Here is a 13398-nt window from a genome sequence, read left to right as displayed (position 1 = left end):
ACAGAAAATTGATAGTTGAATAACTTAGTCTGCAGTACATTAAGGATGTACTTTTTAATAGCACCCCGCTAATAACATGGAGATCAGACATGTTAAAAAGTATCCTAGCAATCCTTGCGTTGCGGTATTAGATTGCACGTAGCTTTTCTTGAAAAGCTGCGTGTTTTGTTATGCCTTGATAATTGCCCAAGTGGGACGTGTGCATGGCCAGCTGGAATGAAAGTTCAAGCACAATTCCAGCTCAATTTGCACGACCCGCCTATAATAGACCTGTACACAGCTTCGTGTGAGCTGAGATTGTCACACGTTGAATTATTATAGGGGGTAATTGTGTGTATCAAGCAGTTGTATTTTTTGATTTGGATGGCACCCTGATGCGCGACGACAAGACGGTGGCGCCAAGTAGCATTCAGGCCATTCGACAATTAAAAGCCAATCACATCTTGCCAGTCATTGCGACGGGCCGCAACGTCTTTGAAGTGCGCGACATCATGCAACAGACTGGGATTGATTCGATCGTGAGCGCCAACGGTAGTTATGTGGCTTATCAGGGCCACTTTTTGAGCGCGCACGAACTCGATAAGGATCTCTTGGCGGATGTGACCCACTTCGCCAATCGTCAGCAGCATGCCTTGGCTTACTATAATAACGCCGGTTTTGCGTTGAGCCATCGGGATGCCCTCACCGTCGATAATTATCAAACGCTCCATCAGACGGCAACGGTCGACCCGCAGTTCTACCAACACCGCCACATTAATTTCTTACTGACTTTTGACCCACTGAATGCCGCGCAGTATGCACGTCGCTACCGTGGTCGGCTCCATTTCGTTCGCAATAATCCGCGCGCCTTGGACACGATGCAGTGGGGTGTTTCTAAAGCAGTCGGCATCCGCGATATTTTGACCAAAGCGCACCTGACGACCGTCCCGACCTACGCATTCGGCGACCAATTAAACGACATTGAGATGTTCCGCATGGTCCAGACCCCAATCGCAATGGGCAACGGTCATCCACGCGTCAAACGGCTCGCTGCCTACGTTACCGCCGACAACATGCACGATGGGATCGCACAGGGGCTAAAGCACTTTGACTTGATTTGAAGCATTGAGACAAAACTAGTTTGAATTCAATAGCGGCAAGGCGTCATGATTAGACGGCTTGTCGCTTTTGGTTTAGGACATAAAGTCAAGCCCGCCAGCTTAGAACCGCTGGAAATAGGGCGAGTTAGTGTAAAATTGCCTGGATGCCGCGTCCTAAGCCGGCTTCCAGGCATTCTGGGCAATGGCCGGAACGTGGTGGACACAGATTTAAGCCGCCAGCCCACGTCTTAAATACTGGTCTTTCACTAACCAAGCAAAGGACGCTTGCTAAGTGAAATTTCACCACTGGGCCTTGCCCAGAATGCCCTCCAGCCTGGATAGTATTCGAAAGGCAGACATTTGCGGACTCAACTTTTGACGGACTGGTCGTTGGTTCCTAGTAAACAGTTATCTTGGCTTTCAACTGTAAGGCTGATTCCCAATAATAGCTAAGTTATCTCGCCAACATTTTTGAGTCATCTAAGAGAGTAAAACTCTGAATTCTGCACTAATAACAACTCTAGCGTCTAATCTCAGGACTGGTTTCCCTGACGCTAGCCAGTAATCTTCAAGTCGTCTTGTCAGCATTTAAATACCGTAAACCATCATAAATACTGATTTAAAATTTTTTTCTGAAGGATCATCCACCTAATATTCAATGGTCAATTGCACCCAGATAGGTGGCCGTTCATCCGCCATTTGAGTGGGTTCCCGACTGTCCGGCCCGCCGGACAATGCTCAGTAGCCAAATTATTCTTAGCTGGAAGTGGGGTTCTTCCGGCTTAGAATAAGACTCGTATTTGAAATTGCGCAGTGGTCTTCTGCGTGAGTTCAAATCGATGTCGGCTTACGTTCCAGCAATTGTCAGCCGGCCCCGGAAGTCGGAATCGGGCGCGCATCGGCTGACGAACAGGAATCCTACTAATCACTAAGTCAGATACCAAAATCCGGCTAATGTGCCCAATAAAAAAACGCCCGCATCAAGCTACTTTGATGCGAACGTTGAAAACAGAGACTAATTAAATTGGCATTCAGGCAGTAATCAGGCCGTAACCAGTTGTGACTGAATATTGGCTAAGGTCAATTGGGTGGTGTCGGTGAAGTTGATGTCGGCGGCAGCTAACACGGTGGGGTCACCGATACCAATCGATGTTTCGCCGGCGCCGTTGATGGATTGGACGCCGGCAGCCGCATCTTCGACCCCGATACATTCAGCGGGGCTCAGATTCAAAATTTCAGCGCCGCGCCGGAAGATTTCTGGATCTGGTTTACCATGCGTTAGCGTGGCGGGATCAACGGCCTTGGTGAAGTAGTGCCCCAGGCCTAATTTGCTCAACACTAGTGGCGCATTCTTAGAGGCTGAAGCCAGCGACATGGCATAACCATGGGCTTGCAATTCTGCTAAGAAATCAGTGATGCCTGGCAAAATGTTAGCGGGCGTCATTTGATTGACCAGTGCGAGATAATTAGTGTTCTTTTCGGCAGCTAACGCGGCTTTTTGGTCAGGGGTGAAGTCATTTTCTCGATGCCCACGGGCTAAAATCAAGTTCAGTGAATCCATCCGGCTGATACCTTTGAGCGCGTCGGCCAACTGGTCATCCCAACTTACGCCGACCTTGTCCGCAATTTGATGCCAAGCCTGACTATGAAAGACCGACGTATCCGTGATGACGCCATCGAGATCGAAGACAAATCCTTTGATTGCTGCAAATTCAACCATCGTTTTTTCCTCCTAATTTAACTGGCATAAGTGACTGACAGTGGTTTCTTAGCTTGTAATTGGTACGATTGCTTGCCGATAATGATCGTGCTTGGTTGATCAGCGGTGACGGTGACGCGCTGATGGTCAATGACAAAGACGTAGTGGATACCACGGAACAGATGCTTGAATTTCAAAGTCTGCCAGTGGTCTGGCAACTGCGGATTGACTTGCAGGTGCTCACCGAGGGGACTGACGCCACCAAAATTGCGGGTGGTCAGATTTAAAGTGGCACACATCACGCCTAAGTGAATGCCTTCTGCCGTGGTCCCACCCTGAATATCATAGTAATCAGAGGCGAGGGCTTCGGAGAATAGTTTCCAAGCGTCATCATCGTTGTCATCCAGCTGGTTCAAGACCGCGTAAACGATGCGTGACAGGGTCGAACCATGGGTCGTGCGGGCCAGGTAGTACTGAATGTTGTGGGTCAAATACTCTTTAGGGAGTTGATACCCCATTTGTTCGATCAGACCCTGGACCGTTGGCACGTCAAAGTTGTAAAAGGCCATCAGGGCGTCCGCTTGTTTGGCGACTTGGTAGGCATCCGGTGTCTTATCTTCCGCCTTCAAGATGCGGTCCATCCGGGCAATATCGCCGTATTTTTGATGATAAGCCTGAAAATCAAGTTTCGGCAGATTGAAGTATCCTTCAAATTGGGCAATGACCCCGCGACGGTTGATTTCTAAGGCCAAATGATGACTAATATCCGTCAACTTTTGACTAGTGGCCGTATCGAAACTGGCCGCTTCAGCCGCTTGTTGGAAGGCCGACTGTGGCATTTGTGCTTTGAACTTCGTAATGATATCGAAGAGCCAGGCGACCATGATATTGGTATAGGCGTTATTCTTCAATCCCGGCTTAGTACTGTTCGGGTAATTTTCGTGGAATTCGTCGGGACCCATCACGCCACTAATATCGTATCGTCCAGTTTCTTCATTATAGGTCGCTTTACTGATCCAAAATGCGGCAATTGAGAGCAATAATTCCATCCCATAATGATTGAGAAAGTCGCGGTCTTGCGTGACGTGGTAGTAGAACCAGACGTTGTAGGCAATATCTAACGAGACGTGGCGTTGTAGGCGGCTGTTGTCTGGATCCCAGGTCTTCGTGATGGGATTCAGATGGGTGAATTGCGACTGCTCGTCACCCTTTGAAGCGGATTGCCACGGGAACATAGCGCCGCGATAGCCTTCCGCCTGGGCATTTTTACGAGCCGCTGGTAATCGCCGGTAACGATAGTACAGGAGTTGTTTGGCTAATTCTGGTCGGTGCAAGGTGTAGAACGGCAAAATGAACATTTCATCCCAGAAGACGTGACCACGGTAAGCCTCGCCGTGTAATCCACGGGCCCCCACGGAAGCGTCTAGTTGGCCACTTTCAATGGCGGCAGCGGAAACGAAACTGTGGTAGATGTTCACCCGCAACAGGCGCTGACTAGTAATGTCGCCGCGAACTTTGATATCGGTCGTCCGCCAAGTTGCGTCCCAATAGTCCTTGCTGGCACTTGCCGTTTTGTCAAAACTGGACTGGTCGAGTTCGGCTTGGACCTGGGTCAACTGAGCGTCATCAGCGACGTTGCTCGTCGTGATCACGACGTCTTTATCAAACGTATAAGTCTTACCAGCTTCGACGGCTAGCGAGACGGTTTGTTGAACGCCCTGGGATTGTTGCGTGCTGTGGAAATTCTTGATGGCAGGTACGTCGGGACTGGTCAGTTGGGCACCAATCGTATAGTTGATGTGCGATGATTTAGTTTGTCCCGAGAGAAAAACGGTATTGGCCGCAGTCTCGATGCCCATCGTCTGTAAGTGATGCTGGTCAAAAACGTTGTAACGACTGACATTACTGTTGACGACGCTGCCATCGATTTCGGAATAAATCTGTAAGCTCCCGGCAAAGTTGAGCGGTGTCACTTGATAGCGGATGCTGTAACGGTGCCAGTCCTGCATGTTAGCGACCTTTTGTGAGCGAATCTTGAGCTGATGGCCGGAAGCCAGTTGAATGAGTTTGGTCGTCGTCAGAATCCCGGTCTTTAGATCGAGGCTCCGATAAACGTCTTGTAAGTCGTGTTCATTGAGTTGAAATGGCGTTTGGTGATCGATGCCAAACGTGATGAATTGTGCGTTCGGTAGATTGACTAAGTCTTCGTTGGTGACTTGGTGGTCATTGATGGTCGTCGTTTCTTGGTCGAAGACGCCGGCAACGTAGGTTCCTGGATAATTATCCTTGTCCGCGTGACTTTCCAAAAAGGCGCCACGTAGCCCGAAGTAGCCGTTACCAATCGTCAGCATGGCTTCTTGACCATTATTGCGGACGCCGTGGTACTGGCCGTAGTAGTCGAGATGCCACTTTAAGTAGGCACTCTTGGCTTTGACGGCCGCTGCCAGTCCGAGTTGCTCAACGGCGGCCTGACTGACGACCGGAATGTTCAGCAAGTTCGTTAACGCCAAGCCGACATCAATGCGGTCATAGTTCACGCCGACAATCGTATCGGAGAAAGGGTACGATAAGCCGTTCTCAAGAATTGCCGCGTCAAATTTCAATCCCGCTAGGCGCACCTTGATGTTTTCCAGGTTTTCACCAATTGATTGGTCAGGATTATAAGCAATTAGGTAATGGACGGTCGCTTCTTGTCCCGATACCGGGTGATAGGCGATGTCCATCGCATCATTTTCAATTCGCAATCTAATAAGTTTCATTAGTTCACACTCCTTAGTTCGGTCATTAAAAATTGCATTCATTTAATTATAACTATGAAAATATTAGGTACACTTATAGCCTAGTCTCTTTTTAGCGGCCTCGCAAATATTGCGGCTGAAAGCACGTCGTTACGGGGATGAAAGCGGCATTACTTATGAAGGTGAATGAACGAATCAAGGGGGGGCTTGTGGCCTTGTCGGGGCGAACTTGGTGCACGGTCAAGGTAGAGGCCAGTGCTAATTCGGGGATGATTTTACATAAAAAGCCGCCATTAAACGACGGTCTAATGACGGCTTTCAGAATATAATAATGGCAATATCTTGAGGTGCGCACACGCGGTCGGACGCCCGAAACGACGCTGTACATGCGCGCGCGGGTCAGATTTAATGCGGTCGCTCATCAGTGGGTGGATCGATGAGTTCCAGGTGGTCGATCGTCATCATCTGACGAATTTTGATCGAATTGGTCTGAAAATGCAGAATGACCGGGTCCTTGTAGTCCAGTTGTTGCTGAAAGTCGGTCAGCGCCGTGCGCCAATCCTGGTCAAACGCATTATTGCCGACCAGGGTCAATTTACCGCGTAACATAATGGACGAATAGTCCGAGAGTTGATAGTAAAATAGGCTGGCCTGCCGACAGTTCTGAATATTTTGCGTGGTTGATGTTTGGCGGCTGGTGTAGAAGTAGAGTTCTTCCAGTCGCCGTTTGATTGGTAAAGGACTCAGCGCTACCATGGTCGGATAGCCATCCGCATCAACGGTTGCTAATGTGAAGACGGGGGCTGTCTGAATCATCTGGAGCGCTGCTTGTCGAGTGGTATGTTGCATGATTAGCTTCCCCCCTTTGTTACTAATTAGTATGCCTGAACTGCGGGGGAAAGTCATCCGTTATGCATGGCGTTATTTGCCCTTAATTGGGCGAGGTATGATATACTTGAAACACTTAGCGCGCGGGGCACTCCAGCGATGGGTCGTCCTAAGGGTTAACGTTGTCGCCACTTCAGTCAGTTCTGAGAGGACTTATATTAATGAAAAATGGTACGGTAAAATGGTTCAACGCGGATAAGGGATTTGGTTTTATTACGGGTGAAGACGGTACCGATGTCTTCGTTCATTTCTCAGCGATCCAAACGGATGGTTTCAAGACCTTAGATGAAGGTCAAAAAGTAACCTATGATGAAGAACAAGGTGATCGTGGTCCGCAAGCGACGAACGTTCGACCTCAATAGTTAGCAGTGTGCCGAACCGTTGATGTTAACGGTTCGGTTTTTCAGTTGGTGATGTCCGTCAGACAAACAAGAAAGCTAAGTGGTCAGGATGGATTTTGTAGATGTTTATGGTATTAAGCATGAGAATTGTACGTTGGTCACGCCTGCGCGTGAGTATCAGCGGGTCGTGATTTTTATGGATGCCGTGGGGCGGCGCTTTGTCGCGATGGACCCCGATGCGCAACCGACCAAGTACGGAAGCAGTAACCAACATTGGCACCAGGCTAAGCCGAGCGAGGCACCTGAAGGCTATTTCCACATTGAAAAGTAAACCCAGCATTGGCGGATTGATGCTGATGTCAAAAAAGGACTGGCGCGGCTGTACGGCTGCGATCAGTCCTTTCACTTTTTGGGCGTATAAAAAAATCAGCTTTCACGGTGGATTATCACAGCGTGAAAACTGATTAGTGTGGTTATATGATGGGCAGTCAGGGGTTTGAACCCAACTGAAACATAAACGCTATTAAACCAGTGCTTATGCGGTGTTTCACGTGAGACTTTTTACCTTTGGCTTACCAATTGGCTTACTTTTACTATGAAGTGTTAAAATAACCCAGTTCCCTGCTAGAACTGGAAATGTTTGTTTTAACGTGGTCCACGTGGTCCGGTGGTCCAAACGCTGATATATCAGCACTTCAAAGACCCCCTGACGTGGTCCATATGGTGGTCCAACGTGGTCCACTTGGTAAAAAGTGCCTGAATATGCCAAGTTTAAAAGCCTAAATAATTAGCTAACTTATTGGCCGCCTGCTGATTTTGGCCCTTAGTGACGTGTGTGTAAACATTTAGGGTTGTTGCAACGTCCTCATGGCCTAATCGGGTTTGTACTTCTTTAATGGTGGCACCAGCGGCAAACAAAGCGGAGGCGTGACTGTGTCGAAAACCATGTACGGTAATACTAGGGGTTAGGTGGTAATCAGTGATGATCCGCTTTAACCACTTACCCGGAGTATTAAGCGATTTAAAACCGTTCTTAGTGTTAGCAAAAACTAACTGATCCGGCTGTAACGTATTAAAACCTAAAAACAAATAATACTCACGTTGCTGTTTATGCCAGCGTTGTAATATTTCTACCGTCGTATTGTCTAAGCTGACAGTGCGGCGGCCCTTTTTTGTCTTAGGGGCTTGAATAATCTGCTTGCCGCGTTTCCCTTGGGTAAGTGTTTTATTAACCCGCAAGGTCTTATGGACAAAGTCAATATCTTGCCATGTCAGGGCTAAACACTCGCCGCGTCGCACGCCTGCAAACGCTAGTACCCGGAAGAGGCAATACTTTTCGGGCTCTTTTTGTTGGTCAATGCACTTGAAGAACGTCTTTAGTTGATCGCGATCCCAGAAGTTATCGGGCTTATCACCCCAACTATCAGGCTTGACCGGCATTGTAATCATTCTAGCTGGATTATGTGTGATATAGCCGTGTTTTAAGCCGTATTCAAAGACTGATACCAGATAATTGTACCAACGCTTGTAATTGTACGTGACTTCTTTAAACCATAGATTAACAGCACGCTGGCACTGGTTGACGGTGATGGTTCGTAACCGCTTGTTACCAAACAACGGCAAGATGTGATTATCGAACATACCAGCAGTCCTTGCCCAAGTGCTTTCACGAACGGTATTAATATACTGGTCGTACCATTCATGATAGACGTCAACGAAGAGAATATTGTTATCAACTGGTAAAACCGGTTCTTGCTGTAACTCTACTTCAATTCTGGATAAAGCAATACGGGCAGCACTTTTTGATTTAAAACCCCGCCGCCGGGTTGACTTCTTTTTACCAGTTTGAGGATCAACACCTAAATAAACTTGAAACTGATAACGGGTATTCCCGTCCTTGTCCTGATATTTCTTGATTGTTGCCATTTATAATTTCCTCCATAACGTACCGTGCGGGGGCAGTGTTATGTAGAGAAAAATCATATTAATACTCAAACATAGTTATTAATGATCTTCCAATAAAACATGATTATCTTTTTCGTGCAATGTAAAGCTATATACGCTTCCTTGATTGGGGACGTTAAATACAATAGAGACTTTTTGGGGAAGAGCTATTTTTTTATTCCAATAATTTTCTAAATATATCCCAGTAGCTTGTTTACTAATGGAAGCTCGATTTCTTTCGTTGAGTGACACTAGCCATTTTGTGGTTTTCTCTTCCGACTCGGTTGGTGTATTTAAAAAACCACTACCAACTGGCAAGCCAACAAAAAAGATTGCTTCATTATCAGTATATGAAATTAATTTTACATGAAAAATGTTTTCTTCGGCATCAGCATTATACATAGAATTTTCGACAATTGATTTGTGTATGACTGTTTCTTTTACCCCTATAGCATATATTGCGTCGTTTTTGCTTTTTTGGGCGGGCACTTGAACTATATAATCATCAGGTAAAACCTTGATTATATCATTCGGTGTACAGGTTAAAAAGCGACATATTTTATCAAGGGTATCGAATTGGATACCTGTTGACACGTTTCTGCCTAATACTGATAGTGTGTTCATTGAAATACCAGTAGCCTTTGAAATGTCTGTCAGAGTAAAACCTTTCGATTTTGCCAGCTTTTTCAAATCTATTTTAATCAAAACAATCACTTCCTTATATTTAGAATATACAACAACTCGTACTTGACTGCAAAGGATAAAAAAAATAACCGCAGATAGTTATTTTTTTATTGAACCATGCAGTAATTTATGTTACTGTTTAAATGTAATCGAGAGGGGGTGAATTTATATGAACAGCACAGAAAAAAGTTGGCTTACATACCAGCAAGTGATGGAAGAACTTCATATTGGTAGTGTGAATACAGTCTACAAGATGATTAATGACGGTTTAAAGGTAACTAGCATTGGTAGACTAAAACGTATTGAACGCAAAGAGCTAGATAAATATTTAGCCTCAAAAACAATTTAATTGCACCATGCGGGGGCAGAATAATTTTAAGGAGGTGATTTCATGATGGCAACAGCAATCTTATGGGCAATCAAATTTATAATTGTGTCGTTTGTCGGCAACGTGGTGGTTAAGTTAATCAAGAACCCACGTCGGTATTTTGGAATGTGAGGTCAGTCGCATGGGAGAGCATACAAAAAAGACCTACTTTACTTTGGACGGTAGTAGGTCAGAAAGAAATAATCAAAAATATGCTTTCCCTTATTTTAACACGTTAGCACGGTTATATGAAGGGAATTTGTAATGAAGAAAACTAAAGATTTAGATGAACTAGTGTTTGAGGCTGGATCACTCGTAACTTCAATAGATGCTTTAGATGATTTTGTCTATGACTACTTCGTTAATAAAAATATTGATCATTCCGAAAAATTGAGTGGACTAATCACTGTCATAAAGCAATATGCAGAAAATCACTATACAGATATTGATGATCTTAATACGTTTGGCGGTGATGAACAATGAAAGAGTTCGCAACGCTTGATAAAGCAATTGAGCTGGCCCAGCAAGGCTATACGGTTTACCCACTGATTGAGAATACGAAGAAGCCACCCAAAGGGGTGGCGGGCTATAAAGACGCAACTAGTGACCAGAACACCATCTTCGCATGGTTTAAAAATAGCCCGTATTATAACTTAGGCTTGCGATTAGACACGTCCCACTTATTGGTAGTTGATGTTGATATTCATGATTCTACTAAGAATGGAAAAGATAGCCTGATGAAATTACAGCGTCAAGGCAAGACACTTTCGCCAGATACGTACATTGAAAAGACCGCTGGTGGTGGTCTTCATTACTTCTTTAAGTATACCGGTGATAAGGTTCGCAAAATTGACGTTTGGCCTGGGATTGACTTGTTAAGCGACTTCACGGTGATCGCACCAAGCGAGATTAACGGCAAGCAGTATCAACCCTTAGATGGTAGAACATTGGCGGATGTTAAGCCGGCTCCTCGATGGTTAGTTGATAAGTTGACGGGGCAAAAAGTGAACTGGCCGTCAGAACGCGCCTATGCTACATGCCAAAAGAAGTATACCGGTCGCTTGTTAGATGAAATGGTAACTGGGACAACCCAAGGTAATCGCAATGCTTGGTTAACTAAAATTGCCGGTCGTATGTTTGGCGTCGGTGCTAGTCCCAAGACAGTCTATAACATGCTGTCAGTGATCAATGATTCGTTCGTTGATCCGGCACTACCAATCAAGGAAGTTAATGTTATTTTTCAATCCATTTTAAAACGAGAGAGTAAGGGGGTTCATTAATGGGCAAAGCAATGGATTTACCAGCAGAGACCCGAGAAGCAGCCAATAATGTTATCAAAATGCAACGTGACGCTGATTGGCAGAATGATTTCAAAAAAAATTCGGACGATGGGATCAAAACACAGTCTCTTTACAATATCCGTTTAATTATGGAACATGACGAAATGTTGAAAGGACTAGTTGTCTTTGACGAGTTCTCGGAACAAATTGTCAAAACACCACAAGCAGACAATTCACTGTTCAAAAAAGGTTTTTGGAATGATAGTGATGACACGTTATTGAGAAGCTATATTGAAGATCATTACAACTTGTTATTCAGCAAGGAAAACATTACCGACGCGGTAGTTACAGAAGCACGCCGCAAGACAATCAATCCGGTTAAGGCTCGTATTGAAGCGGTAGAATGGGACGGCCAGCCACGTGCTGAACGTTATTTCATTGATTACTTAGGTGCCGAAGATAATCACTACACCCGCACCATCACTAAGAAATGGCTAACTGGTCTTATTGCCCGGGCCTATGTTCCCGGAGTTAAGTTTGAAATTGTCCCTATCTTAGAGGGAAGCCAAGGACTTGGCAAGAGTACGGCTGGTAAGAATCTATACCCGGATAAATTCAATGATTCGTTGAAAGGAATGGGGAAACAGAAAGACGATTATCAACAGTTACAAGGTAGTTGGATTATTGAAGTTGCCGAGCTTTCCGCTATGAAAAAAACGGACGTTGAGGGAATTAAAAATTTTATTAGTGCACAATCCGACACATATCGGAATAGTTACGGCCGCTATGCGTTGCCACACCCGCGTAAATGCGTATTTATTGGCACGACTAACCAAACCGACTATTTAAAGGACGCGACCGGTGAACGGCGCTTCTATCCAATTAAATGTGGGGTCAACAAGGCCAAATTAGATGTATGGCACCCGGACGAGAATTATATACTTCAAGTATTGGCGGAGGCCGCGTATTGGTTTAGGAATGGCGAACTGCTATATCTGGATCAGGCCACCGTGAAAGAGGCTAAGGCGTATCAGATGGCTGCGGAAGCTGTTGACCCTATGCGAGATGCCATTGAAGAATTTTTAGCAATGGAAGTTCCCACAGATTGGGGAAAAATGAGTACCAGCTTAAAACAAAGCTATGTCAGTGACTACAGTCAGCAATCTAAGTGGCTACAAGATCAAGTTAGCAATGAACGGAAACTGCTCAATCAAACAACAACTCGGGAAATTATGGAAGTTGTCTTCCATAAAACAGTTGATCGTTATTTAACCGGGCGAACAAACTCGGAAGCTAAGCGAATTAAGTTGTTAATGGACAATATGGACGGGTGGAAAAGTCAACGAATTAGAATGAATGGCCAACGTCTACATGGGTATATGCGCGAAGTTTAATCAGAAATTTACCAAGTGGACCACGTTGGACCACCATATGGACCACGTCAAGGGGGCTTTGAAGTGCTGATATATCAACGTTTGGACCACCGGACCACGTGGACCACGTTAAAACAAACATTTCCAGTACAGGAGGAAAATGAAAAATGAAAGTAATTTATCCAAGTTTAGTTGAGCAAGCTTTTGACATTTACGTTAAACAATATGGGCCAATTGTCTCAAATAGAGTTAATGAATTAAAATCGTGTATTTACAGAGCCTTGATTAAAGAAGGTGCTTTAGATCAAAATGGTGAGCCAACTCAAAAAGCAAAAGATAAAGGATTGGTTGGGAACTTTGCCCCAAATGAAGATGGAGAATATGAGCCAGAAACTGTAAGAGACTTAAAACTCATGTACCCCATATATGCACAATTTAGTGACGATCACTTTAAGAAATCAAGTCAAGGTTGGTTAGCTGACGCCTACGTTATCCGAAACGTTTCAAGCCAAGTTTTGAATAATCCTTTAAGCGATGAAGAACAACGCAAAAATGCGTACAAGATGTTGGAACAATTAGATGATTAATATATAGAAAGGATCTAACTATAATGAAAATTAGAATGATTGACTGTGACAATAAGATGGGGCAATGTGAGTTATTCGTTACTCGGGAACCTAACCAACATGAACATTTATATTTACGAAATGGGAGTGAAGTGGTAGTTCTTAATATTTATCAATTTGTGCGAAATACAAAAGACAATTTTGCCGAAGAGCCTGATTTCGTGGCAATTGTTCAGTATCAAGAAAATGGTAATCCGGCACTAACAGACTTACGCAAAGAGGAAAGCCAAGCGGTACTAGATTGGTTCAATAACCCCAAATCAGGATTGTTAGGTGGTAGCAATGAAGAACTATAATCTAAGTCGACTAAATAAGCGGGTACAGTTTGGCGTTGAGAAAATGTCAGGGTTCAATAATAACACTGGTGAAAACATTACTA

The 13398-nt window shown here is 44.9% G+C and carries 14 protein-coding genes; 9 read left to right on the top strand and 5 right to left on the bottom strand.

The annotated features are described in order from the left end of the window. Positions 1-332: 332 nt before the first annotated feature. Positions 333-1100 carry a Cof-type HAD-IIB family hydrolase gene (locus tag KGF65_RS11510; protein ID WP_101872568.1) on the top strand — a complete coding sequence of 256 codons (768 nt, stop codon included), beginning with the start codon at positions 333-335 and terminating at the stop codon, positions 1098-1100. Between the two features lie 1021 nt (positions 1101-2121). On the opposite strand, the gene pgmB is transcribed toward KGF65_RS11510, so the two are convergent. The 3 genes from pgmB to KGF65_RS11495 all read right to left on the bottom strand — a co-directional run bounded on the left by pgmB (position 2122) and on the right by KGF65_RS11495 (position 6365). Further along, the gene (gene pgmB, locus KGF65_RS11505) at positions 2122-2799 is read right to left on the bottom strand and encodes a beta-phosphoglucomutase (protein WP_050338047.1); all 678 of its coding nucleotides are present in this window, start codon (positions 2797-2799) and stop codon (positions 2122-2124) included. Positions 2800-2816: 17 nt separating this feature from the next. Continuing rightward, the gene (locus KGF65_RS11500; RefSeq protein ID WP_101872569.1) at positions 2817-5537 is read right to left on the bottom strand and encodes a glycoside hydrolase family 65 protein; all 2721 of its coding nucleotides are present in this window, start codon (positions 5535-5537) and stop codon (positions 2817-2819) included. Positions 5538-5921: 384 nt separating this feature from the next. Continuing rightward, on the bottom strand, positions 5922-6365 hold the full coding sequence (locus KGF65_RS11495; RefSeq protein ID WP_003637291.1) for a pyridoxamine 5'-phosphate oxidase family protein: 444 nt from the start codon (positions 6363-6365) through the stop codon (positions 5922-5924). A gap of 200 nt (positions 6366-6565) precedes the next feature. Between KGF65_RS11495 and KGF65_RS11490 the strand changes: the two genes are divergently transcribed. Beyond that, on the top strand, positions 6566-6766 hold the full coding sequence (locus tag KGF65_RS11490) for a cold-shock protein (protein WP_003637292.1): 201 nt from the start codon (positions 6566-6568) through the stop codon (positions 6764-6766). Between the two features lie 88 nt (positions 6767-6854). Continuing rightward, on the top strand, positions 6855-7076 hold the full coding sequence (locus tag KGF65_RS11485; RefSeq protein ID WP_003637293.1) for a hypothetical protein: 222 nt from the start codon (positions 6855-6857) through the stop codon (positions 7074-7076). Positions 7077-7516: 440 nt separating this feature from the next. On the opposite strand, the gene KGF65_RS11480 is transcribed toward KGF65_RS11485, so the two are convergent. Together KGF65_RS11480 and KGF65_RS11475 are read right to left on the bottom strand one after the other, a co-directional pair. Further along, positions 7517-8671, bottom strand: a complete 1155-nt coding sequence (locus KGF65_RS11480) for a site-specific integrase (RefSeq protein ID WP_003643617.1) — start codon at positions 8669-8671, stop codon at positions 7517-7519. Between the two features lie 78 nt (positions 8672-8749). Beyond that, on the bottom strand, positions 8750-9403 hold the full coding sequence (locus tag KGF65_RS11475; RefSeq protein WP_015640735.1) for a helix-turn-helix transcriptional regulator: 654 nt from the start codon (positions 9401-9403) through the stop codon (positions 8750-8752). A gap of 139 nt (positions 9404-9542) precedes the next feature. Between KGF65_RS11475 and KGF65_RS11470 the strand changes: the two genes are divergently transcribed. The 6 genes from KGF65_RS11470 to KGF65_RS11445 all read left to right on the top strand — a co-directional run bounded on the left by KGF65_RS11470 (position 9543) and on the right by KGF65_RS11445 (position 13315). Continuing rightward, positions 9543-9722, top strand: coding sequence for a helix-turn-helix domain-containing protein (locus KGF65_RS11470; protein ID WP_003643619.1), 180 nt, complete (start codon positions 9543-9545; stop codon positions 9720-9722). A 282-nt stretch (positions 9723-10004) separates the two neighbouring features. Then, positions 10005-10223 (top strand): hypothetical protein, encoded by a 219-nt coding sequence (locus tag KGF65_RS11465; RefSeq protein WP_061468359.1) that lies wholly within the window; start codon positions 10005-10007, stop codon positions 10221-10223. Beyond that, a complete protein-coding gene (locus tag KGF65_RS11460; RefSeq protein WP_216748530.1) occupies positions 10220-11020 on the top strand; it encodes a bifunctional DNA primase/polymerase in 801 nt (266 codons plus the stop codon). The genes KGF65_RS11465 and KGF65_RS11460 overlap by 4 nt, the downstream gene beginning before the upstream one ends. Next, positions 11020-12414, top strand: a complete 1395-nt coding sequence (locus tag KGF65_RS11455) for a virulence-associated E family protein (protein WP_216748529.1) — start codon at positions 11020-11022, stop codon at positions 12412-12414. Before KGF65_RS11460 ends, KGF65_RS11455 begins: the two co-directional genes overlap by 1 nt. Positions 12415-12560: 146 nt before the next feature. Beyond that, on the top strand, positions 12561-12980 hold the full coding sequence (locus KGF65_RS11450) for a hypothetical protein (RefSeq protein WP_027822990.1): 420 nt from the start codon (positions 12561-12563) through the stop codon (positions 12978-12980). 23 nt (positions 12981-13003) lie between these two features. Then, positions 13004-13315 carry a hypothetical protein gene (locus tag KGF65_RS11445; RefSeq protein WP_159255839.1) on the top strand — a complete coding sequence of 104 codons (312 nt, stop codon included), beginning with the start codon at positions 13004-13006 and terminating at the stop codon, positions 13313-13315. Positions 13316-13398 lie beyond the last annotated feature (83 nt).

It is taken from the genome of Lactiplantibacillus sp. 30.2.29 (genome assembly GCF_018991255.1).
GTDB classification, from domain to species: Bacteria; Bacillota; Bacilli; order Lactobacillales; family Lactobacillaceae; genus Lactiplantibacillus; species Lactiplantibacillus pentosus.
Note: the sequence above shows the minus strand (reverse complement) of the source record. Positions and strands in the feature narration are given on the sequence as shown.